The sequence below is a fragment of the Streptomyces sp. YIM 121038 genome, assembly GCF_006088715.1.
In the GTDB taxonomy this organism is placed as follows: domain Bacteria; phylum Actinomycetota; class Actinomycetes; order Streptomycetales; family Streptomycetaceae; genus Streptomyces.
Genome location: NZ_CP030771.1, coordinates 6,035,317 through 6,057,301, shown reverse-complemented (window position 1 = coordinate 6,057,301; position 21,985 = coordinate 6,035,317). Strand labels below are relative to the sequence as shown.

The 21,985-nt window shown below is 71.7% G+C and carries 24 protein-coding genes; 11 read left to right on the top strand and 13 right to left on the bottom strand.

Going from position 1 to position 21,985, the window contains the following annotated elements; all coding sequences use genetic code 11:
• Window positions 1–15: 15 nt before the first annotated feature.
• A complete protein-coding gene (locus C9F11_RS26055) occupies window positions 16–255 on the bottom strand; it encodes a hypothetical protein (protein ID WP_138961527.1) in 240 nt (79 codons plus the stop codon).
• The gene (gene mca, locus C9F11_RS26050) at window positions 256–1,137 is read right to left on the bottom strand and encodes a mycothiol conjugate amidase Mca (protein WP_138961526.1); all 882 of its coding nucleotides are present in this window, start codon (window positions 1,135–1,137) and stop codon (window positions 256–258) included.
• Window positions 1,138–1,259: 122 nt separating this feature from the next.
• Here mca and C9F11_RS26045 point away from each other — a divergent pair, with 122 nt between their 5' ends.
• Both C9F11_RS26045 and greA read left to right on the top strand, forming a co-directional pair.
• Window positions 1,260–1,688 carry a DUF4307 domain-containing protein gene (locus C9F11_RS26045; protein WP_138961525.1) on the top strand — a complete coding sequence of 143 codons (429 nt, stop codon included), beginning with the start codon at window positions 1,260–1,262 and terminating at the stop codon, window positions 1,686–1,688.
• Between the two features lie 192 nt (window positions 1,689–1,880).
• Window positions 1,881–2,378: a transcription elongation factor GreA gene (gene greA / locus C9F11_RS26040; protein WP_138961524.1), complete on the top strand. Its 498-nt coding sequence runs from the start codon at window positions 1,881–1,883 to the stop codon at window positions 2,376–2,378.
• A gap of 63 nt (window positions 2,379–2,441) precedes the next feature.
• Here greA and C9F11_RS26035 read toward each other — a convergent pair whose 3' ends face one another.
• From C9F11_RS26035 to ilvA, 3 genes are all read right to left on the bottom strand, one after another.
• A complete protein-coding gene (locus C9F11_RS26035) occupies window positions 2,442–3,287 on the bottom strand; it encodes an ABC transporter permease (protein WP_138961523.1) in 846 nt (281 codons plus the stop codon).
• Entirely contained in the window at window positions 3,284–4,309 is a 1,026-nt protein-coding gene (locus C9F11_RS26030) for an ATP-binding cassette domain-containing protein (protein WP_138961522.1), read from the bottom strand. Before C9F11_RS26030 ends, C9F11_RS26035 begins: the two co-directional genes overlap by 4 nt.
• A gap of 275 nt (window positions 4,310–4,584) precedes the next feature.
• The gene (ilvA, locus tag C9F11_RS26025; protein WP_138967003.1) at window positions 4,585–5,814 is read right to left on the bottom strand and encodes a threonine ammonia-lyase; all 1,230 of its coding nucleotides are present in this window, start codon (window positions 5,812–5,814) and stop codon (window positions 4,585–4,587) included.
• A 145-nt stretch (window positions 5,815–5,959) separates the two neighbouring features.
• On the opposite strand from ilvA, the gene C9F11_RS26020 reads away from it, so the two are divergent.
• From C9F11_RS26020 to C9F11_RS48810, 3 genes are all read left to right on the top strand, one after another.
• A complete protein-coding gene (locus C9F11_RS26020; RefSeq protein WP_138961521.1) occupies window positions 5,960–6,472 on the top strand; it encodes a MarR family transcriptional regulator in 513 nt (170 codons plus the stop codon).
• Window positions 6,473–6,711: 239 nt separating this feature from the next.
• Window positions 6,712–7,197 (top strand): sigma factor-like helix-turn-helix DNA-binding protein, encoded by a 486-nt coding sequence (locus C9F11_RS48815; protein ID WP_138961520.1) that lies wholly within the window; start codon window positions 6,712–6,714, stop codon window positions 7,195–7,197.
• Window positions 7,194–7,448, top strand: coding sequence for a hypothetical protein (locus tag C9F11_RS48810; protein WP_138961519.1), 255 nt, complete (start codon window positions 7,194–7,196; stop codon window positions 7,446–7,448). The genes C9F11_RS48815 and C9F11_RS48810 overlap by 4 nt, the downstream gene beginning before the upstream one ends.
• 36 nt (window positions 7,449–7,484) lie before the next feature.
• Here the strand turns inward: C9F11_RS48810 and C9F11_RS26005 are convergent, their stop codons facing one another.
• Entirely contained in the window at window positions 7,485–8,639 is a 1,155-nt protein-coding gene (locus tag C9F11_RS26005; RefSeq protein WP_030668471.1) for a cystathionine gamma-synthase, read from the bottom strand.
• 121 nt (window positions 8,640–8,760) lie between these two features.
• Between C9F11_RS26005 and C9F11_RS26000 the strand changes: the two genes are divergently transcribed.
• The 3 genes from C9F11_RS26000 to C9F11_RS25990 all read left to right on the top strand — a co-directional run bounded on the left by C9F11_RS26000 (window position 8,761) and on the right by C9F11_RS25990 (window position 11,495).
• On the top strand, window positions 8,761–9,879 hold the full coding sequence (locus C9F11_RS26000; protein ID WP_138961518.1) for a hypothetical protein: 1,119 nt from the start codon (window positions 8,761–8,763) through the stop codon (window positions 9,877–9,879).
• 110 nt (window positions 9,880–9,989) lie between these two features.
• Window positions 9,990–10,697 (top strand): peptide-methionine (S)-S-oxide reductase MsrA, encoded by a 708-nt coding sequence (gene msrA, locus C9F11_RS25995; protein WP_138961517.1) that lies wholly within the window; start codon window positions 9,990–9,992, stop codon window positions 10,695–10,697.
• A 3-nt stretch (window positions 10,698–10,700) separates the two neighbouring features.
• Entirely contained in the window at window positions 10,701–11,495 is a 795-nt protein-coding gene (locus C9F11_RS25990; RefSeq protein ID WP_138961516.1) for an alpha/beta fold hydrolase, read from the top strand.
• Between the two features lie 48 nt (window positions 11,496–11,543).
• On the opposite strand, the gene C9F11_RS25985 is transcribed toward C9F11_RS25990, so the two are convergent.
• On the bottom strand, window positions 11,544–11,933 hold the full coding sequence (locus C9F11_RS25985; protein WP_138961515.1) for a VOC family protein: 390 nt from the start codon (window positions 11,931–11,933) through the stop codon (window positions 11,544–11,546).
• 269 nt (window positions 11,934–12,202) lie between these two features.
• Window positions 12,203–13,288, bottom strand: a complete 1,086-nt coding sequence (locus tag C9F11_RS25980) for an NAD(P)-dependent alcohol dehydrogenase (RefSeq protein WP_138961514.1) — start codon at window positions 13,286–13,288, stop codon at window positions 12,203–12,205.
• Window positions 13,289–13,416: 128 nt separating this feature from the next.
• Between C9F11_RS25980 and C9F11_RS25975 the strand changes: the two genes are divergently transcribed.
• Window positions 13,417–14,304, top strand: a complete 888-nt coding sequence (locus C9F11_RS25975; protein ID WP_138961513.1) for a helix-turn-helix transcriptional regulator — start codon at window positions 13,417–13,419, stop codon at window positions 14,302–14,304.
• Window positions 14,305–14,322: 18 nt separating this feature from the next.
• Here C9F11_RS25975 and C9F11_RS25970 read toward each other — a convergent pair whose 3' ends face one another.
• Window positions 14,323–15,120 (bottom strand): antibiotic biosynthesis monooxygenase, encoded by a 798-nt coding sequence (locus C9F11_RS25970; RefSeq protein WP_138961512.1) that lies wholly within the window; start codon window positions 15,118–15,120, stop codon window positions 14,323–14,325.
• Window positions 15,117–15,542, bottom strand: coding sequence for a helix-turn-helix domain-containing protein (locus C9F11_RS25965; protein ID WP_249401892.1), 426 nt, complete (start codon window positions 15,540–15,542; stop codon window positions 15,117–15,119). The genes C9F11_RS25970 and C9F11_RS25965 overlap by 4 nt, the downstream gene beginning before the upstream one ends.
• 25 nt (window positions 15,543–15,567) lie before the next feature.
• Here C9F11_RS25965 and C9F11_RS25960 point away from each other — a divergent pair, with 25 nt between their 5' ends.
• Window positions 15,568–15,972, top strand: coding sequence for a nuclear transport factor 2 family protein (locus tag C9F11_RS25960; RefSeq protein WP_138961510.1), 405 nt, complete (start codon window positions 15,568–15,570; stop codon window positions 15,970–15,972).
• A gap of 47 nt (window positions 15,973–16,019) precedes the next feature.
• On the opposite strand, the gene C9F11_RS25955 is transcribed toward C9F11_RS25960, so the two are convergent.
• From C9F11_RS25955 to C9F11_RS25945, 3 genes are all read right to left on the bottom strand, one after another.
• Window positions 16,020–19,283 (bottom strand): S8 family serine peptidase, encoded by a 3,264-nt coding sequence (locus tag C9F11_RS25955; RefSeq protein ID WP_138967001.1) that lies wholly within the window; start codon window positions 19,281–19,283, stop codon window positions 16,020–16,022.
• A gap of 359 nt (window positions 19,284–19,642) precedes the next feature.
• Complete coding sequence (locus C9F11_RS25950; RefSeq protein WP_138961509.1) at window positions 19,643–20,890, bottom strand: Ig-like domain-containing protein; 1,248 nt, start codon at window positions 20,888–20,890, stop codon at window positions 19,643–19,645.
• 245 nt (window positions 20,891–21,135) lie between these two features.
• Window positions 21,136–21,471, bottom strand: a complete 336-nt coding sequence (locus C9F11_RS25945; RefSeq protein ID WP_138961508.1) for a hypothetical protein — start codon at window positions 21,469–21,471, stop codon at window positions 21,136–21,138.
• 111 nt (window positions 21,472–21,582) lie between these two features.
• On the opposite strand from C9F11_RS25945, the gene C9F11_RS25940 reads away from it, so the two are divergent.
• Window positions 21,583–21,849, top strand: a complete 267-nt coding sequence (locus C9F11_RS25940; RefSeq protein ID WP_138961507.1) for a hypothetical protein — start codon at window positions 21,583–21,585, stop codon at window positions 21,847–21,849.
• Window positions 21,850–21,985 lie beyond the last annotated feature (136 nt).

Genomic DNA, 21,985 nt, shown 5'->3' with positions numbered 1-21,985 from the left:
GCCGGGCCCGGGGGGTCAGCCCCGGTCGGCCTTGGCCTCACCGGCGTCGACCGGCTCGCGGGAACCGGCCGCCGGGTCCGGCGCCTCCTTGAAGTCGACCTTGCTCATGTGCCGGTTCATGGACTTCATCAGCCGCCACACGGCAAGGGCCATCACCGCGAAGACGATGAAACCGAGGACACCGGGGGTCACCTTGTTCTCGTCCACCTCCTTGGCGAGGGGGACGAGATGCGTCATTGCCAGGCTTGCGCTCATTTAGGCATTGTCGCGGATGCCCGCGAAGAGGTCGTCCTCGGGGAGGGAAGTATCGACGAGGGACTTCGCCAGCTCGTACTCCTCCGTCGGCCAGACCTCCTTCTGGACGTCCATCGGGACCCGGAACCAGCCGCCGTCGGGGTCGATCTGCGTGGCGTGCGCGATCAGCGCCTTGTCGCGGATCTCGTAGAACTCCGCGCACGGCACGTGCGTGGTGAGCGTGCGCTCGACCCGCTCGAACTCGTCCCAGCGCTTGAGCCACTCGCCGTACGGGGACTCCAGGCCGCGGTCCAGCATCGCCTGGTGCAGGGCCTCGGTGCGGGGGCGGTTGAAGCCCTGGTTGTAGTAGAGCTTCTGCGGCTGGAAGACCGGGCCGAACTCGCCCTCCGGGTACTTCTCCGCGTCCGCCGCGCCCTCGAAGGCCACCATCGAGATCTTGTGGGTCATGATGTGGTCCGGGTGCGGATACCCGCCGTTCTCGTCGTACGTGGTGATCACCTGCGGACGGAACGAGCGGATCTGCTTCACCAGCTCGCCCGCCGCCTTGTCCACGTCCTCCAGGGCGAAGCAGCCCTCCGGCAGCGGCGGCAGCGGGTCGCCCTCGGGCAGGCCCGAGTCCACGAAGCCGAGCCACTCCTGCTTGACGCCGAGGATCTCGCGGGCCTCGTCCATCTCCTTCTTGCGGACCTCGTGGATGTGTTCCTGGATGTACGTGTCACCCTGGAGCTTGGGGTTGAGGATGTCGCCGCGCTCCCCGCCCGTGCATGTCACGACGAGCACGTCCACCCCTTCGGACACGTACTTCGCCATCGTGGCCGCGCCCTTGCTCGACTCGTCGTCGGGGTGGGCGTGAACGGCCATCAGTCGCAGCTGCTCAGTCAAGACTCGATCCTCGATGAATTGGGCGCCCTCGGTCATCCACTGCAATGGGCGGCTTCTATAGTGACGGAATCGGGGGGTGGAAAATTCCGGCACCCCTGTCCAGTGTCCAGTGGAGGACGAGCATGACCGCGGTCAGCGGCCGTGACACGAGCGGCACCGCCGCCAGGCCCCCGGAGGGCCGCTACGGCACCTCCCTCACCGCCGACCAGCGCGCCGACCGCAAGCTCAAGGTCGTGGGCGCGGTCCTCGGCGTCCTGCTGCTCGGCGTCGTCGGCTGGTTCGGCTACGACTCCCTCGCGGGCTCGAAGATCAACGCCGAGATCATCAAGTGGGAAGCCACCGACAAAGCCGTCGAAGTCCACCTGGAAGTACGCAAGGACGCGGACGCCAAGGGCTACTGCACCCTGCGCGCCCAGGCCGAGAACGGGGCCGAGGTGGGCCGCGGCGACTTCCGCTTCGACCAGAACAGCGGTCGCATCGACAAGACGGTCACCCTGCGCACCACGGAGCGCGCCACGAGCCCGTCCCTGGTCTCCTGCCACACGGACTGACCGGCAAGCGGGCCGCCAGGCCCGGGCACGCGCGGGAAAACAGGGCAGTGACCAGCGCTAACGCGTCTCTGATGGCATATGTCCTCCCCCTCCGGCACCGAAATTGTTAGGCTCGTGGTTTCGCCCACCCATAGGGGAACATCCTTCTGGGTAGGGCGATGCTTTGTATTCAAGGACCTACGAGGAGCACCTGTGACCCAGACCAGCGACAACGTCACCTGGCTGACCCAGGAGGCGTACGACAAGCTCAAGGAAGAGCTTGAGTACCTGTCTGGTCCCGCGCGCACCGAGATCGCAACCAAGATCGCGGCGGCGCGTGAGGAGGGCGACCTGCGCGAGAACGGCGGGTACCACGCGGCCAAGGAGGAGCAGGGCAAGCAGGAGCTCCGCGTCCGCCAGCTGACGCAGCTCCTGGAGCACGCCAAGGTCGGCGAGGCGCCCGCCGCGACCGGTGTCGTCGCCCCCGGCATGGTCGTCACGATCGCCTTCGACGGCGACGAGGACGACACCGTGACCTTCCTCCTCGCCTCGCGGGAGTACGCGAGCGACGACATCGAGACGTACTCGCCGCAGTCCCCGCTCGGCTCCGGTGTGAACGGCAAGCGGGTCGGCGAGGACGCCCAGTACGAGCTGCCGAACGGCAAGCTCGCCTCGGTCAAGATCCTGGAGGCCAAGCCCTACCAGGGCTGAGCCCGCCCCGATCCGCCCGGAGCCCCCGGCACGCACCCCGCGTGCCGGGGGCTCCGCCGTGTGTCAGGACGTCGCCGTGCGGTACTTGCGGACCGCGAGCGTGCGGAATATCAGGATGATCAGGATCGAGTAGAGCACCGAGGCCCAGACGGGGTGCTGCATGGGCCAGGCGTCGGACTGGGACACTCCGGGGTTGCCGAAGAGCTGGCGGCAGGCCTGGACGGTGGCGCTGAAGGGATTCCACTCGGCGAGGTGCCGCAGGAAGGTGGGCATGTTGCCGGAGTCCACGAACGCGTTCGAGATGAAGGTGACCGGGAAGAGCCAGATCAGGCCGCCGGACGTGGCCGCCTCCGGGGTGCGGACCGACAGGCCGATCAGGGCGCCGATCCAGGTGAACGCGTACCCGGACAGGAGCAGCAGGCCGAAGGCGGCGAGCGCCTTCGGGAAGCCCTCGTGGATCCGCCAGCCGACGAGGATTGCGACCACGGCGAGGACGAGCAGCGTCAGGGCGGTCTGCACCAGGTCGGCGATGGTGCGGCCGGTGAGGACGGCGCCGCGCGCCATGGGCAGCGAGCGGAACCGGTCGATCAGGCCCTTGTGCATGTCCTCGGCGATGCCCGCGCCCGCTCCCGCGGTGGCGAAGGTGACGGTCTGGGCGAAGATGCCCGCCATCAGGAAGTTGCGGTACTCCTCGGCGCTGGTGCTGGAGCCGATCTTCATCGAGCCGCCGAAGACATAGCTGAACAGGACGACGAACATCACCGGCTGGATCAGGCCGAACAGGATGATCTCGGGGATCCGGCTCATGCGGATCAGATTCCGCTTGGCGACGACGAGGGAGTCGCGGACGGACGAGCTCACGCCGCCCGCGGGCCTCGCGGCGGGTGCGGTGTCGCTGAGGGCGCTCACTGGCCGGCCTCCTTCTTGTGCTTGTCCTTGGCGCTCTGCCGGGTCTTCCCCGGGGCGGCGTCCGTGCCGTTGCCCTCCTCGGCCTCGGCGATGTGGCCGGTGAGGGAGATGAAGACGTCGTCGAGGGTGGGGCGGCGCAGGCCGATGTCGTCGATCTCGATGCCGCGGGCGTCGAGGTCGCGGATGACCTCGGCGAGCAGCTTGGCGCCGCCGGTGACGGGCACGGTCAGCTTGCGCGTGTGCTGGTCGACGGTGGTCTCGCCCTTGCCGAAGCCGGTGAGGACCTCGCGGGCGACGGCGATGTGGTCGCGCTCGTGCACCACGACCTCGACGCGCTCGCCGCCGGTCCTGGCCTTGAGCTGGTCGGAGGTGCCGCGGGCGATGACCCGGCCGTGGTCGATGACGCAGATGTCGTGCGCCAGGTGGTCGGCCTCCTCCAGATACTGCGTGGTCAGGAGCAGGGTCGTGCCGCCCGCGACGAGCTCTTGGATGACCTCCCACAGGGCCTGGCGGTTGCGCGGGTCCAGGCCGGTCGTCGGCTCGTCCATGAACATCACCGGGGGCGAGACGACGAGCGCCGCGGCGAGGTCGAGGCGGCGCCGCATGCCGCCCGAATACGTCTTGGAGGGGCGGTCGGCGGCGTCGCTGAGGTTGAAGCGCTCCAGGAGCTCGCCCGCCCGGGCCTTGGCCTGCTTGGTGGGCATCTGATAGAGCTGGCCGACCATCTGGAGATTCTCGCGGCCGGTCAAGTACTCGTCGACGGCGGCGAATTGGCCGGAGAGTCCGATCGAACGCCGCACCTCGTTCGGCTGCTTCAGTACGTCGATTCCGGCGACGACCGCCCTGCCGCTGTCGGGGGTCAGCAGGGTGGTCAGACAGCGGACCGCGGTGGTCTTCCCCGCGCCGTTCGGCCCGAGGAGGCCGAGCACGGTGCCTTCCGGGACATCCAGATCGACGCCGTCCAGAGCCCTTACGTCGCCGAAGGTCTTCACCAGACCTTCGGCATAGATGGCGCCTGGCATAGAGGTCTCCCATAGCTTGGGTCGGTACCTGGCGAAAAGCCTAGATTCGCCGGACCTCGCTCGCCCGGCGGCCAGTGGAGTGAGTCACACAGTAACGCGATACATCGCGTCACCTCAACCGGTTCTGCCAAGCCTGTGGAAAACCCTGGCGCCCGCCCGTACCGGGGCCCGGCCGGGCGTGAGCCGGGCGCGGAGCGGTGCCGGGCGCGGGGCAGGCGCGTGGGCGGGGCGGGCGCCGGGCCGGGCGCGGGCGCGCGGGCCGGGCGCGGCGGCGGTCAGTCCAGGACCGTGTAGCCCGCCTCCCGCAGCGCCGCGCTCACCTCGGCGCAGTGCTCCGGCCCCTTCGTCTCCAGGTGCAGCTCCACCTCGACCTCGGTGAGCCCGAGCCGCGGGTCGGTGCGGACGTGGCTCACGTCGAGCACGTTGGCGTCCGCCACGGACAGGGCGCCGAGCAGCGAGGCCAGGGCCCCGGGGCGGTCCGGCAGGCGCAGCCGCAGCGACAGGTAGCGGCCCGCGGCCGCCATGCCGTGGCGCAGGATGCGCTGCATCAGGAGCGGGTCCACGTTGCCGCCGGACAGCAGGGCGACGACGGGCCCCTCGAAGGACCGCGGGGCGCTCAGGAGCGCCGCGACCGGGCTGGCGCCTGCCGGCTCGACGACCATCTTGGCCCGCTCCAGACACAGCAGCAGGGCGCTGGAGAGGGCGTCCTCCGAGACGGTGACGATGTCGTCGACGAGCTCCTCGACGAGCTGGAAGGGCACGTCGCCGGGGCGGCCCACCTTGATGCCGTCCGCCATGGTCACCGGGTTGTCGATCGACACCGGCCGGCCCGCGGCCAGCGAGGGCGGGTACGCGGCGGCCCCCGCCGCCTGCACGCCCACGAGCCGTACGTCGGGGCGCAGCGCCTTGACGGCCACGGCGATGCCCGCGGCGAGCCCGCCGCCGCCCACGCCGATGAGCAGCGTGCGCAGCTCGGGGCACTGCTCCAGGACCTCCAGGCCCACGGTGCCCTGCCCGGCGACGATGTCCGGGTGGTCGAAGGGGTGGATGAAGACGGCGCCGGTGGTACGCGCGTACTCCTGCGCGGCGGCCAGGGTCTCGTCGACGACCTGGCCCTCCAGGCGCACCTCCGCGCCGTAGTCCCGGGTCGCCGCGACCTTGGGCAGCGGGGCGCCGACCGGCATGAACACCGTGGAGCGCACCCCGAGCAGCGCGGAGGCCAGCGCCACGCCCTGGGCGTGGTTGCCCGCGCTGGCCGCGACGACGCCCGCCGCGCGCTCCTCCGGCAGCAGCCCCGCGATGCGCACATAGGCGCCGCGCAGCTTGAAGGAGCCGGTCCGCTGGAGGTTCTCGCACTTCAGGTGGACGGGGGCGCCGACGAGCCCGGACAGGTACCTGCTGCCCTCCAGGGGCGTGACCCGGGCGACGCCGCCCAGCATCTTCTGCGCGCCCCGCACGTCGTCCAGGGTGACGGCCGGCAAGGAGCGTGTCGTGCGGTAGCTCATGACGGCAGTCTCGCAGTTCACGCCAGTCCCTTCCCCGTCCGACCAAGCGGCGAGACGGGTTTGCGCAGCGCCGGTACGGGTAGCGCCCGGACCCCGTACCCTGTCCCCCAACCCACCACCCTTCCCATGAAGTGAGCCCACGGCCATGCCCACAACTCCGGACATGACGACCGCCAGCGATCCCGGCCTCCTCGACACGCTCCAGCACCAGGTAGCGGTGTTCGCGCGGCGTGCCGAGCAGACCCGTCTTGGCGGCGTCGGACAGGTCCGCAACTCCATGGACCGAGCCGCGTACCTCCTGCTCAACCGTCTCGACAAGGAAGGCCCGATGGGCGTCAAGGCGCTCGCGGCGAGCATGGGCATCGACTCCTCGACGGTGACCCGCCAGGTCGCGCCGCTCGTCGACACCGGCCTGGTCAAGCGCACCTCGCACCCCGAGGACGGGCGCGCGGTGGTGCTCCAGCTCTCACCGCGCGGCCAGTCGCGCCTGGACGACGTGCGGTCCTCGCGCCGTGAACTCATGGCCGAGCTCACGCAGGACTGGACGCCCGAGGAGCGCTCGGGCTTCACCGCGCTGCTCACCCGCTTCAACACCGCGCTCTCCGCGCGGCAGAACGCCCACGCCGTGCCCGACGCGGCGGCGCAGGCCGACTCCTGAGCCCGGGGCCGCGGTTCGCCGACTGCCGCGGCCCCGGCCCTCGTACGGGAGGGCGCTGACGAGCGCCGACCGCGCGGAGTCCGCTCCGCACGGCCCGTACGGGGGCGTGGCTCATGACGACCTGTTCCACGCCCGGGTGCCCGAGCGCGAGGTTCCGCTCGTGCCGGGCTCTTGACCTGGGCGCCGTGCCTGGCCTCAGATGAAACCGGGTCCCCCTACGCCGGACGGCGGGAGGCACGGTGCGAGAGCGGCAGGCCGCCCAACAGGCCCGCCGCGCCCGGGAGTTCCAGGCGTTCGTCGCGGGCGCGGCAGGGCGTCTCCTGCATGCCGCCACGCTGCTCACCGGTGAGCGGCCGGACGCCAACCCCCGCGCGCGGACGCTGCTGACCCGCGCGCTCGCCGCGACGTACGCCTCCTGGGACCGGATGCGGGGCGAGGACCCCTACGACCGCACCCGTACGCACGTGGCCGTGCACTACGCGCGCGGTGCCTGGTGGCGCTACCGCGGCCACGGAGGGCTGCTCGCCCGGCTGTCCCCCCTGGAGCGGCTCGTTCTCGTCCTGCGTCTCTACGAAGGCGTCGCCGAGGAGCAGACCGCGGCGCTGCTCGGGCTGCCGCCGGAGCGCGTGCGCGCCGTGAGCGCCCGCGCCGTCGCCACCGTCCTGCACCCGCCCCGGGGGCCCGCCCCCGCGGTACCGGCCCTGGGGGAGGCGGCCTCGTCATGAGTCAGCAGGAGCGCGGTGAGGCGGCCGTACGACGGCTCCTGGACACGGGGGCGCCCGCGTCCGTGCCGCCCGAGCTGCACGCGGAGGCGGTGCGGCGCGGCGCGCGCTCCCTGCGGCGCCGCACGGCCGTGCGGCGGCTGCTGTGGCTGCTGCTGCTCGCGGCCGCGGTGGCCTTCGCCGTGTGGGCCTCGACGGCGCAGCCGTGGGTGGAGCCGCCGTCGCGGACGACGCCGCCGCTCACGCGCTGGTAGCCCGTGAGCGGCGGCCGGGTTGTCCGGGCGACCGGACTAGCCCAGGGCCTGCTTGAGGTCCGCGAGGAGGTCGTCGACCGCCTCGATGCCCACCGACAGGCGCACCAGGTCGGCCGGGACCTCCAGGGCCGAGCCCGCCACGGAGGCGTGCGTCATGCGGCCGGGGTGCTCGATCAGGGACTCCACGCCGCCGAGGGACTCGCCGAGCGTGAACAGGCGGGCCCGGTTGCAGACCTCCACGGCCGCCTCTTCGCCGCCCTCGACCTGGAACGACACCATGCCGCCGAAGGCCTTCATCTGCTTGGCGGCGATCTCGTGGCCGGGGTGCGAGTCGAGACCCGGGTAGAAGACGTTGGTCACGCGCGCGTGGCTGGTCAGCATCTCGGCGACGCGGGTCGCGTTCTCGCTGTGCCGGTCCATGCGGACGGCGAGGGTCTTGACGCCGCGCAGCACCAGCCAGGAGTCGAAGGGCCCGGCGACCGCGCCCATCGCGTTCTGGTGGTAGGCGAGCTCCTCGCCCAGGGCGTCGTCGTTGACGATCAGGGCGCCGCCCACGACGTCCGAGTGGCCGCCCATGTACTTCGTCATCGAGTGCACGACGACGTCGGCACCGAGGGCGAGCGGCTGCTGGAGGTAGGGGCTGGCGAAGGTGTTGTCCACGACCAGGCGGGCGCCCGCCTCGTGGGCGATCTGCGCGACGGCGGCGATGTCCGTGATGCCGAGCAGCGGGTTGGAGGGGGTCTCGACCCAGACGGCCTTCGTCTTGGGGGTGAGGGCCGCTCGTACGGACGCCGGGTCCGAGGTGTCCGCGACGGACCACTCCACGCCCCACCGCGCGACGACCTTCGCGAAGAGGCGGAACGTACCGCCGTACGCGTCGTTGGGGATGACCACGTGGTCGCCGGGGGCGAGCAGCGTACGCAGCAGGCAGTCCTCGGCGGCGAGCCCGGAGGCGAAGGCGAGGCCGCGGCGGCCGTTCTCCAGGGCGGCGAGGTTCTCCTCGAGCGCGGTACGGGTGGGGTTGGCGCTGCGGCTGTACTCGTAACCGCCGCGGAGTCCGCCGACTCCGTCCTGCTTGTACGTGGACACCTGGTAGATGGGCGGGACGACGGCGCCCGTGAGCGGGTCGGCGGTGTTGCCCGCGTGGATGGCTACGGTCTCGAAGCTCTGGCTGCTGTGCGAGTCACTCATGCGGCCTGAGCGTAGTGCGAGGCGGCGCCGCGGGCCGGGCGGGGCGGCCGCCACGAGCCGTTTGGCCTGCGCGGACGGTCAGGTTGGCCAATTGTCACAGACGTCTGGTTCGCTTGGAGGCATGGAGATTCTCTGGGTCCTGATGGCAGTGGTCATGATCGGGGCGGTCCTCGGGCCGGTCCTGCTGCGCAGGCGCGCCGGAATCCGCCAGGTGCACCCGGGCGCCCCGGACGCGGCGGACCCGGCGAACTACGGCTTCGCGCGCCAGGAGGACCTGGACATCCGCATGCCGGGACCGGACGCCGACCTGGTCGAGGTGCTCGACCTGGTGCAGCGCACCCAGGACTGGCGCGGCGCCGCCCAGCTCCTCGCCGGGACGGAGGTGCACGGCGAGCAGCGCTGGCAGCGCGTGCAGGCCTTCGCGGGCGCCGCGTCCCTGGAGCTGCAGCAGCGGCCCGGCGGGGTCAGCGACACCCCGGGCGGCCAGTGGCTGCGGGTGTGGCGCGCGGAGGCCGAGAAGGACGCGGGCGGCGCGGCCGTGCACGCGGAGTTCCTGGTGCAGCAGGCCTGGCGCACGTCGACCCCGGGGACGGACGAGTTCCGCATCATCCTGGAGGAGGCCAGGGCGGCCTGCGGCCAGGCGGCGCTGCTCTCCCCCGGCGACCCGATCCCGTACGTCATCGAGCTGTCCATCGCCCGCGGACTCGCCTATCCGCGCGCGGAGTTCGAGCAGGTGTGGCTGAAGATCCTGGACCGCGCGCCGGCGCACATGGGCGCGCACCTGGCGGCGCTGCACTACTGGTGCGAGAAGTGGCACGGCACCCGCGAGGAGGCCTTCTCCTTCGCCGAGGCGGCCGCCGCCCGCGCGCCCCGGGGCTCGCTGCTCTCCGCGCTCCCCCTCTTCGCGGTGTACGAGCACCTGCCCGAGGTCAACATGGTGCGCGGGTTCTACCAGAGCGAGGTCGTGACCAAGGCCGTCGAGGGCGCCCAGTTCGCGGTGCACTCGGCCCGCCCCGACGACCCGATGCTGGCCCACGTCCGGCACCTCCTGGTCTTCTTCCTGGTCCGCGGCGAGCGCTGGAGCGAGGCCATGCACCAGCTGGTGCTCGTCGACGGCCACGTGGGGGCGCTGCCCTGGACGCTTTCCGGGGACCCCGCGGCGGACTACGCGGTGTATCGCGCCCTGGCGGTCGCGGGCTACGAGGCCAATGGCGGCAGCCCGGCGACGCTGCCGCACTAGGGCCTGCCCGGGGCGGGCCGACCCGGAAGGGACTGTCCGGGGCGGCCGAGGAATTCCCGGCCGCCCCCAGACGTTGAGCATCACGCCGACACCTGCTCCAGGAGGACCCGATGATCTTCGGCCGCACCCCCGTGCTCCCGACTCCCGAGGAGGCCCTGAAGGGCCGCGAGACCCCCGAGTTCGAGGTCCCCTCCCGGCACACCGTCCTCGGTACCGCCCTCCAGGGCCCGTATCCCGAGGGCCTGGAGGTGGCGGACTTCGGGCTCGGCTGCTTCTGGGGCGCGGAGCGCAAGTTCTGGCAGACGGACGGCGTCTGGACGACCCTGGTCGGCTACCAGGGCGGATTCACCAAGAACCCGTCCTACGAAGAGGTGTGCTCCGGCCTGACCGGCCACACCGAGGTGGTCCGCGTCGTCTTCGACCCCTCCAAGGTCACCTACGCCGAGCTCCTGAAGGTCTTCTGGGAGTCGCACAACCCGACGCAGGGCTTCCGCCAGGGCAATGACGTGGGCACGCAGTACCGCTCGGCGGTCTACACCCACTCCCCCGTCCAGGAGGAGACGGCCACCGCGTCCCGCGAGGCCTACCAGCAGGTCCTCACGGCCGCGGGCCTCGGCACGATCACCACGACGGTGCTGCCCGCCGAGGACCGCGCCTTCTGGCCCGCCGAGCCCTACCACCAGCAGTACCTGGACAAGAACCCCGACGGGTACTGCGGCATCGGCGGCACCGGCGTCGAGCTGAGCAGCCCCTCCGCGACGAACTGGGGCCGGGCCTGCCCCACCGGCATCGCCCCCGCGCCGGAAGCCGCGCGGTAGGTCATGCCCCTCGCCTTCGCCGACGACGGCACCGGACTCGCCTACGCACTGCAAGGCTCCGGTGAGCCGCTGGTCCTGCTGAGCGGGCAGTCCAACAGCCGGCGCTGGTGGGACCCCGTCGTGGCGGACTTCGCCGCCGCGTTCACCGTGGTGACGCCGGACTGGCGCGGGACCGGCGAGAGCGACCGGCCGGACACGGACTCGTACAGCACGCGCGGGTTCGCCGACGACGTCGCGGCCGTCCTCGCGGACGCCGGGATCGAGCGGGCCCACGTGTACGGCACGTCGATGGGCGGGCGGGTCGCCCAGTGGCTCGCCGCCGACCGGCCGGACCTCGTGGACCGGCTCGTCCTGGGGTGCACCTCACCGGGGGCGCCGCACGGCGTGGAGCGCGGGCCCGAGGTCCGGCGCGCCCTCACGCAGCCGGACCAGGAGGCGGCGGCGCGCGCCCTGCGGGAGCTGATGTACACACCCGCGTGGCTGGCGGCGCAGGAGGCGGCGGGGCGCACCGCGTTCCCCACGCTCGGGGATCCGACGATGCCCGGGCACGCCCGGCGGCGTCATCTGCGGGCCAGCGCCCGCCACGACGCGTGGGACGCGCTGCTGCGGATCAAGGCGCCGACGCTCGTGGTGCACGGCGACGACGACGCCTTCAACCCGACGGCCAACGCCCCGCTGCTCGCCGAGCGGATCGCGGACGCCCGGATGCGGCTCGTCCCGGGCGCCCGGCACGCGTACTTCGAGGAGTTCGCGGACGTGGCGACGCCCCTGGTCCTCGCGTTCCTGCACGGGGAGTGACCCGCACGCGGGCCCCCGGGGTCAGGCGTCCCCGGACCCGTACGGCGGTCAGGCGTCCCCGGATCCGTACGGCCTGGTGATGATCTCCAGCTTGTGACCGTTGGGGTCGTCCCAGTAGAGCCCGCGGCCGCCGTCGTTCGTGTTGATCGCGTTCTCCCGCGTGTGGTGCGGGTCCGCCCAGTAGGTCAGGCCCCGCTCCTTGATGCGGCCGAAGATCTCGTCGAACTCCGGCTCCGAGACCATGAACGCGTAGTGCTGCGGCACGAACGGTTCGCCGTCGCCCTCGTAGTAGTCGAGCGTGACGCCGTTGGGGATCTCCACGGGGGTGAACGGACCGTACTGGGGGCCGACCTGGAGCCCCAGGATGTCGGCGAGGAACTGCGCGGACGCCTGCGTGTCCTCGGCGTGGACGATGGTGTGGTTCAGCTCGATGCTCATCGTGCGGACCTCCTCCGGAGCCCGGCCGGGCCGCCCCGGCGCCGGCTCTCTGCCGTCTGTCGTGCTGACACCCGGAACGCTACGGCCGGGCTGCCGCCACCGGCATCCGTCACCGGCCCGGCCATCGCTGCGCCATGCGTCCTAGTCCCCCGGAACCAGAGGGCCCTCGCGGGGCGCCCCAGACCCACCCCTTCCCGAACTGGAGGCTCCGCCCCCAGACCCCCGCTCCTCAAACGCCGGAGGGGCTGGATCTTCCAGCCCGTCCGGCATCAGATCGTCGCGGCGTCGATGACGAAGCGGTAGCGGACGTCGCTGCGCAGGACCCGCTCGTAGGCCTCGTTGATCCGGTCGGCGCTGATCAGCTCGATCTCCGCGCCCAGGCCGTGCTCGGCGCAGAAGTCCAGCATCTCCTGGGTCTCGGGGATGCCGCCGATGGCGGAGCCCGCGAGGGTCTTGCGCTGGAGCATGAGCGAGAAGACGTTGAGGGACACGGGCTCCTCGGGGGCGCCCACGTTCACCAGGGCGCCGTCGGTCTTCAGCAGGCCCAGGTACTTGTCGAAGGGCAGCGGCGCCGACACCGTGGAGACGATCAGGTCGAAGGAGCCCGCGAGCTGCTCGAACGTGGCGTCGTCAGCGGTGGCGTAGTAGTGGGCGGCGCCCAGCCGGAGCCCGTCGTCCTTCTTGCGCAGGGTCTGCGACAGGACGGTCACCTCCGCGCCCATCGCGTGCGCGATCCTGACGGCCATGTGGCCGAGGCCGCCGAGCCCGACGACCGCGACCTTCTTGCCGGGGCCCGCGTTCCAGTGCGCGAGCGGGGAGTACGTGGTGATGCCCGCGCACAGCAGCGGCGCGGCCACGTCCAGGGAGAGGCCGTCGGGGATGCGCAGCGTGAAGGCCTCGTCGACGACGATCTGCCGGGAGTAGCCGCCGTAGGTGGGCTCGCCGTTCTTGTCGAGCGCGTTGTACGTCTGGACGTTGCCCTCGACGCAGTACTGCTCCAGGCCCGCCCGGCAGGCGTCGCACACGCGGCAGGAGTCGACCATGCAGCCGACGCCGACGCGGTCGCCCACCGCGAACTTGGTGACGCCGGGGCCGACCTCGGCGACGACGCCCGCGATCTCGTGTCCCGGCACCATCGGGAAGATGCCCTCGCCCCAGCCGTCACGGGCCTGGTGGATGTCGGAGTGACAGATCCCGGCGTACTTGATGTCGATCAGCACGTCGTGCTCGCCGACCGGGCGGCGCGGCACGGTGGTGCGCTCCAGGGGCGCGGAGGCCGCGGGGGCGGCGTAGGCCGGGACCTGGTGGGCCCCGGGGGTCGGGGTGGTGGTCTGCGGAGCTGTCTGTGCGGTCATGCCACCGAGCCTGGCAGCGGCGCGAGCGGTCACCCAGACCTCCGCTGTGCCTACGCACGGTGTGCGTACCACTGCTGGTATCAGGCTCAGGAGCGTACGCACAGCCGCGCGCCGGAATACTGGAAGACATGGACGTGAACGCCGCCGCACCCGAGGGCCTGGACCGCCGGGCCGAGCTGAGCGAGTTCCTGCGCACCCGCAGGGCCCGCCTCCAGCCCCAGGACGTCGGCCTGACCGGCTACGGCAGGCACCGGCGGGTCCCGGGGCTGCGCCGCGAGGAGCTGGCGCAGCTCGCGGGCGTCTCGGTGGCGTACTACACGCGCCTGGAGCAGGGCAACGGCCGCAATGTGTCGGCCGAGGTCCTCGACGCCATCGCGCGCGCCCTGCGGCTGACCAGCGCGGAGCACGCGCACCTCACGCACCTCGCCAAGCCCGCGGCGCACAAGCGGAAGCGGGTCGCGCCGACGCAGACGCTGCGGCCCGCGGTGCAGCAGCTGCTCGACGCGATGGACACCGTCCCGGCGTACGTCAGCGGGCGCCGCTCCGACATCCTCGGCTGGAACCGCATGGCCACCGCCGTCTTCGGCGACTGGGGCGCGCTGCCGCGCGAGCAGCGGAACTGGGCCCGGCTGGTCTTCCTCGACCCGGGCGTGCGGGAGCTGTTCGCCGACACGTGGGACCAGAAGACGTCCGACATGGTCAGCTTCCTGCGGATGGACGCGGGCTGCTATCCGAACGACCCGCAGCTGTCGGCCCTCGTCGGGGAGCTCTCCGTGAAGAGCGACACGTTCCGGCGGCTGTGGGCGGCGCACGACGTGCGGGAGAAGGGGCACGGCGTCAAGCAGCTGCGGCATCCGCTGGTCGGCCGGCTGACGCTGTCGTACGAGACGATGCGGCTCACCGACGACACGGAGCAGTCCCTGATCACCTACCACGCCGAGCCCGGCTCCCCCTCCGCCGAGGCCCTCCGCCTCCTGGCCAGCTGGCAGGCGGAGTCCCCGGCGGGGGTGCGCTGACGGCTCCCCGGCGCCGCGTCAGGGCTGGTACGGCGGGGCCGCGCCCCAGGTCCAGGCGGGGACGGGCTGGTCGGCGGGGCGGGCCGCGTCGGGGCCCGAGAAGTAGACGGCCAGGCGGGTGCCCCACTCCACGTACGCCACGAACGCCGAGCGGAACTCGGCGTCGGTGGGCAGGCCCGCCTCGTCCGCCGCGTCCTGGATGAGGTTCACCCAGCGGCGCCGCTGGGGCTCGGTGATGCCCTTGCCGAGGTGCTTGGAGACCATGTGGGCGTGCGCTCCCGAGCCGTCGGGCCCGCCGTGGGCGCGGGAGTACGCCGCCGGGCCGCCGAAGACCTCGCCGAGCCACTGCGCGACGTGCGCCGCGTGCTCGGGCGCGAGGCCCGCGAAGACCGGGGCGAGGAGGTCGTCGGCGAGGACCTTCTCGTAGAAGACCTCCGTGAGCTTCTCGAAGCGCTCCGCGCCGCCCGCCCACGCGTACAGCGTCGGCGTCGAGGCGCCGGTGCCGCGCACCGGGGTCGGCGCGTAGTGCCGCATCTCCTCGATGTCCTCGACGTACGGGCGGACGTGCGCGAAGAAGTCCCGGAAGTGCTCCGAGGACCGGAAGCCCTCCAGGTGGTCCTTGGTGGAGGTCCAGGTGATGCGCAGGACGAAGTGCTCGACGTCCTCTTCGCAGCGGGCGAGTTCGTAGTCCACGCACTGCGGCGCCGCGGCCAGCGGCACGGCGGCGCGTGTGTACGCGGACAGGAACTCGGCGGCGCGCTCGGCGGGCACGCGGTAGCGGATGTACTCGACGGTGTGGGCGGGGCTCGCGCTCATGGCGGGTCGGCTTCCTCTTCCGGGACGTCAAGGGCGGCGGCCGCGCCCCAGTCCCAGAGGGCCTGGAGCACCGGACCGAGCTCCCTGCCGTGCGGGGTGAGTCGATAGGTGACGGTGGGCGGCCAGCCGGGCGTCCGCTTGCGCCGGACCACGCCGGCGGCGGTGAGCCGTGCCAGCCGCTCCGCAAGTACCTTGTCGGACAACTCCGGTAGCGCGGCGGCGAGTTCGCTATACGCGTACACGTCACCCGCGAGCAGCTCGCGCACCACGAGCGTGGTCCAGCGGCCCCGCAGGGCCGCGAGCGTGACCTCCACGGGGCAGCCGGGACTCGGCGCCGTGACCCGGGCGCGCGGATCGTCGGGGAGTCCGGGCCGCGCCCCGCGAACGCCCTGACCTGCCTGACTTACCGTTCGGTGAGCCACGAGGGCGCCTCCTACCGTGCTGTGCATGACCGAGCCGAGCACCCCCATCCTGCCTCCGCCCGCCCTGCCGACGCGCGCCGAGGACGTGCCCGCCGCGTTCGCCGCGCGGTTCAACAGCGGTGATCCGGAGGCGGTCCGCGCGCTGTACGAGCCGCGCGCCGCGTTCGTACCGGAGTCCGGCGTGCCGGTGCACGGGGACGCCGCGATCGCCGCGCAGAACGCCCCGTTCCTGGCCCTCGGCCTGCCCATCTCCGTACGCACCCGACAGGTGCACGTCGCTGGTGACGGCGATGTCGCGCTGCTCGTCGTGGACTGGGAGATCGGTGACGAGGTGCGCGCGACGGCCACGGACGTGGCACGACGCGGCGCCGACGGATACTGGCGATATGTGATCGACAGTCCGTTCGGCGCCGCGCCTCGGAGCGACTAGCTCACGTCCTCAGGAAGGGGCCGTCCCCGCCGCACGCGGGGACCGGCTCACTTGCCGTAGTACGCGTTGTAGATCGACAGCGTCGACTTGTTGCCCTTCTTGTCGCTGATCTTGGCGTGGAAGGAGATGCCCTTGCCCGCGTCCGGGTTCTTCACCGAGATCTTGCCGTTCCTGACCTCGACGGGCTTCCAGTTGCGGCCGTAGTCGTAACTGACCCAGACCGTCAGGGACTTGAGGTTCGCCCCGGCGGCCGCGCCCTGCACCGTCACCGGCACGGACTGCTTCTCGCCCGCGGGCACCCGGCTGTCGAGGCCGACGGCCGCGTTGAAGCGCACGCCGGAGACGGGCAGCTTGGTGACGGCCGTGGTCTTCTTCGAGCGGAACGAGTAGCTCGCGTCGATCCGCGTGGAGGCCGCGGCCACGGCCACGCTGCGCTTGACCGAGGTCGACAGCTGGTACTGCGCGTCGCCCGCGGGCACCTTGAAGGCCTCGCCGGTCAGCGGGTCGGTGTTCTCACCGATCTGCGTGCCGTTGTGCTTCAGGGTGGTCTTCACCGACGCGTAGCGGGAGCTGCCCGCGTGCGTCTGGCCGTCGGCGAACAGCGGCAGGAAGCCGGAGATCTCGTTGCCCTTGCGGAAGACGCCGAACTCGCCGCCGATCCGCGGCCCGAAGACGGCCGTGTTGAACTTCTTCTCGTACGTCTTGCCCGCCGTGAAGGTCTGCGGCGCGCCGAGCGAGTACGAGGCGTCGGAGACCGGACTGCCGTCGTCACCCGCGGCCCCCAGCTGCTCGAACTCCAGGCTCCACTTGACCTTGTCGATCGCGGAGACGTACAGGGTGCGCGTGCCCGGGGCCTTCTGCGGCACGCCGAGCGCGACGCTCAGATCGCTGTCCGGCAGATAGCCGAGGGCGCCGACCGTGGCCTTCTTCCCGCTGGACGCGGCGCCGAGGCCGACCTTCACCGTGGCGAGGTCGGACTCCTTGTAGTGCTTGGTGTAGCCGGTGGCGAACTGCTTGACCTTGCCGCCCGACACGACGTCGTACTCGGCCTTCTCGCCCTTGGTCCAGCGCGCGTCCCAGCTCTGCCGCAGCGAGCCGTCGGTGACGGCCGGGCCGAGGTGCGCGGTGCGGAAGCCCGCGTAGGAGTCGAGGAACCAGCCCGAGGCGAAGTCGGCGGCGTCGGTCGTGATGCCGTAGAGCGGCAGCGCCAGCTCGGACTTGGCGTCGGCGGCGGGCACCGTCACGTCGACGGGCTTCGCCGTGCGCGCGTCCACGGTCACCGTGGTGTCCTTGGTGACGTTCAGCTTCGGCTGGACGACCCAGTCGATGCCCTTGGCGGCGTCCTGCGGGTCGACGAAGACGCTGGCGTCCAGGGCGTAACCGCCCTTGGGCACGCGGACCTTGGCCGTGCCGGACGGGTCGTAGACCTCGAAGTCCTGCTGGGCGGCGAGCCCGGAGAGGCCGAAGAGGGCCGAGCTGTAGGCCGTGGCGGCCTGACCGTCGCGGCCGACGTGCTTCACCGTCACGTCGTACGACTCGACCTCGCGGTTCACCGCGGCGGCCGTGCGCACGGACTGGCCGCCGCCGTTCGCGGTCACGTACGCGGAGTACGCGCCGTCGAGGGTGCCGCCCAGCTTGGTGTCGCTGGTCAGGTCGACCGAGGCGGTGCCGCCCGCGGGGACGGTGACCTTCTTGGCGCCGAGCTTGTAGAAGCCGGAGGGCGCCGGGTTGCCCTTGGGGTCGGCCGTCGTGAGGGCCAGGTCGAGGGTGACCGCGGCGCTGCCGAGGTTGCGGTACGTGACCTTCTTGGTGACCGGCTTGTCGTCGGTGTGCGGCCACGCCTGGGTGCCGAAGCTCACCGACACCGGGTCGGCGATCACGGACTGCTTGATGGCGTTGTCGACGGCGATCCGGCCCGAACCCTGCTGGAACGGCGTGTACTTGCCGGGCTTGGTGGACGCGGTGAGCGCGCCCTTCAGCTCGGTGTACTTCCAGGTCGGGTGCTGCTGCTTGAGCAGCGCGGCGGCGCCCGCGGCGTGCGGCGTCGCCATCGAGGTGCCGGAGATCGTCAGATAGCCCTCCGGCTTCTGCCCGACCTCCTTCTCGATCTGGCTGCCCGGGGCCGCGGCGGCGGTGATGTCCACGCCCGGCGCCGTCACGTCGGGCTTGATCGCGCCGTCGCCGACGCGCGGACCCTGGCTGGAGAAGTCCGCGAGCTTGTCCTTGTCGTCGACCGCGCCGACCGTCAGGGCCGCGTCCGCGCTGCCCGGCGAGCCGACCGAGGCGGGTGCCCCGTCGTTGCCCGCGGCGATCGCGAAGAGGATGCCCTTGTCCTCGGAGACCTTGTTGACCGCGGCCTCCAGCGGGTCCACGCCGGGCGTGTCGCCGCCGCCGAGGCTCAGGTTCACCACGTCGGCGCCCTCGGCGGCCGCCCACTCGATGCCCGCGATGATCCCGGAGTCGTCGCCGGAGCCCTCGTCGCCGAGGACCTTGCCGTTGAGGACCTTCGCGCCGGGGGCGACGCCCTTGTAGGCGCTGTTCTTCGTGCCGGTGCCCGCGGCGATGGAGGCGACGTGCGTGCCGTGGCCGACGCGGTCCTTGGCGTCGGGCGACGGGGTGAAGTTCTTCGCCCCGACGACCTGTTCCTTGAGGTCGGGGTGGGTGGCGTCCACACCGGTGTCCAGGACGGCGATCTTCACGCCCTTGCCGTCGTACCCGGCCTGCCAGGCCTTGGGGGCGCCGATCTGCTTGACGCTCTTGTCGAGGCTCGCCCTGCGGGTGCCGTCCAGCCAGACGCGGCTGATGCCGGACGCGGTGGTGCGGGCCGCGCCGCGCTCCGCGGTGAGCGCGTCCCAGAGCTTCGCGGCGTCGCGCTTCGGGGTCTGTACGGCGTCGGCGTTGAGCGTCTTCAGGGAGCGGCGGAGCTTGGTGCCGCCCGCGTCCCGGACGTCGGCCCTGGCCCCGGCGGCCGCGCCCTTGTAGGCGACGATGACCTTCAGGCCCTGCTTCTGGGACGCCCGGCTGCTCTTCTTGCTCAGCTCGGTGATGTCGAAGAGCCGCTGGTCGAGCTTGCCGCTGGCTATCAGGCGCTGGGCGTCGGCCGGCACGACGAGCGTGTGGCCGTCCAGGCGGGTGGTCCGCACGGGTATGTGCGCCCGCCCCTTCCCGGGGGCGAACCCGGTGACGCGCCCCTTGGCGTCGACCGTGACGCGGTCCCCCGTGAGGAGTGTGACGTGGTGCTTCACCGGTGTCCTGACGCGCTCCTGCGCGGCTGCGGCGGACCCGGACCCCGCCTGGGCCGGGCTGGTCATGCCCGCGGCAAGGGCCACGGCCGCCGCGGCCGCGATGGTGGCCGCGCCCGCGCGACGCGCGGTGACCGGTCGTCTCGCTTTCTTCACTTGTCTGAGCAAGTTTCCCCCTCAAAGGTGAAAGCTCTGAGTCACGCAGTATGTCGAGGGGGACGATATCTGTTCAACTATGAGACAGAAGTGAATAGTTGAGCTTGTTGGCCGGTTCAACATGGTCCCGCAACGCCGCGGACACGGAGCGCGGCCCCGGCGCCACCGCCGCGGCCCGCCCCCGGGCACACCAGGGGCCCGCACCCGGACACGCGAGGGGCCCGCACCCCGGGCGGGGTGCGGGCCCGTGCGGACGGCCCGGAGGCGGTGGATCAGAGGGCGGAGCCCGCCTTCCACTGCGCCCAGCTCATGTTCCAGCCGTTGAGGCCGTTGTCCGGGGCGATCGTCTTGTCGCCGGTGTTGCGGACGTCGACGACGTCACCGGTGATCGTGTTCTCGAAGAACCAGGAGCCCGGGGTCGACTTGTCGCCCGCGCCCTTCGCGTCCTGCAGACCGATGCAGCCGTGGCTGGTGTTCACATTGCCGAAGATCGACTGCGAGCCCCAGTAGTTGCCGTGGATGAAGGTGCCGGAGCTGGACAGGCGCATGGCGTGCGGGACGTCCTTGATGTCGTACTCGCCCTTGCCGTCGCTGTCCGTGAAGCCCACGGTCGCGCCGTTCATCCGGGTCTCCTTGAACTTCTCGGAGATCACCATCTTGCCGTTGTACGTCTTGTTGTCGGGCGACCCGGCGGAGATCGGGATGGTCTTGACGACCTTTCCGTCCCGCATGATCTTCATCTGCTTGGTCTTGGCGTCCACGACGGACACCTGATTGCGCCCGATCTTGAACTGGACCGTCTTCTGCTGGACGCCGAACACCCCGTCGGCGCCCTCGACGCCGTCCAGGGCCAGCTTCAGCGTGACGGTGGTGTTGCCCTTCCAGTAGTCCTGGGGGCGGAAGTCCAGGCGCTGGTTGCCGAACCAGTGGCCGACGATCTCCTGGCCGGAGGTCGAGGTCACCTTGACCCCGCCCTGCACGGCCTTCCTGTTGGTGATCGGCTTGTCGAAGTTGATCGACACCGGCATGCCCACGCCGACCGTGGAGCCGCCCTCCGGGGTGAAGCTGCCGATGAAGCTGTTGGCCTTCGAGACGGTCGTGAAGGACGAGTTCTCGTGCGCCTTGCGGCCCTCGGAGTCCGCGGCGGTCGCGGTGATCTTGTACGTCGTGGCGCGCTCCAGCTGGGCGCTGGGCTTCCAGGTCTTCTTGTCCGCGGATATCCGGCCGGCGACCGCGGCGCCGCCCTCGGCCTTCATCACCACGTTCGTGAGCGTGCCCTCGCTCACGGTGACCTTGGCGTCCTTGTTGATGCTCGCGTTGTCGGAGCCGTTCTCCGGCGCGATCGCGATCTTGGCCGCCGAGGTCTTCTCCGCCGCCGCCTCGTCGACCTGGCTCTGCGACTCCTTGCCGCCGGAGCCCTTCTTGTCGCCGTCGTCACCGCTACAGGCGGAGAGCACGAGCACCCCGCCGACCAGGGCGGACACGGCCACCAGACCTCTGCGCCGCTTACTGTCCGTCATTACACGCATCTCCATCGTTGCCGAATCCGCACAAGACCCAGGGGTCCCGTAATCCCGCTTCACGCCTAACGCAGTTCCCGGTCCGTCGCGTTCCATTTCCGCCCCGAATGTGGGGAACACCACGTCGGGCGGGACGGACGGGGCTGCCGCGCGTTCAGGAGACGACGGAGCCCCGGACGGCGGTTGCCGTCCGGGGCTCCCCCTTCGCTCCGGTGCCGACCGGTGCGCGGTGCCGCGGGCGCGCCCTAGGGCTCCTCGCCGTCCTCACCGTCATCATGCTCGTCCGGGTCCCAGTCCGGCGAATCGGGGTCGTAGTCGATCACTTCGCTGCTCCAGGACGCCTGGGTCAGCTCGATTCCGGGCAGCTCTTTGACCAGGTCGAAGGGGTCCACGAGATAGGCGAGCGCCTCCGCGTCGTCCTCCTTGACGGTGGCCTCGGCGTGCATGCGCTCGTCGTGGGGGAGGTGGGGGTCGTCCACGATGCGCTTCAGGGCGGCGGCGGTCAGGTCGCCGGACCCGTCCACCTCGACGACCAATTCGGCACGCAGCCGTACAAAGCGTGATGTTTCATTCACGTTCATGGGAGGGAGGGTACGGCCCGTGCCCGGCTCGGCTTCCGCACGACCCGCGCCTTTCATTAGCATCGCCCCAGACGGCCAATTCGCCAGCTCCACAAGGGGGATCCGTTTCCCGTGACCGCACTTCGCCCGCTGCTGACCGCGGCAGCCGCCGCGGCCCTGCTCAGCGCCCTGTGCTTCGTCCCCTCCGCGAAGGCGGCCCCGGCACCCGACGCACCCCGCCACACCTCCGCCGCGCCCCGGGCGACCGCCACCGAGGACCGGCTCGCGGACACGGGCGGTGTCGACACCACCCCGTACGTGGTGGGCGGCACGGCGTTCCTGGGACTCGGGGCGGGCTTCGTGGCGTACTCGGTACGCCGGGACGGCGCGACGGACTGAGCCGGGCGCGGCGTCCGTGCGGCGGGACAGCGGCCCCCGCCGAGTAGACCCTGACGGCTGGGGCACCAACTCGCGCTTTCGTCCGACCTCTTGGGCCCGGCGGCGATCGTCCGTACCGTTGTCGGTCGGCCGTGCC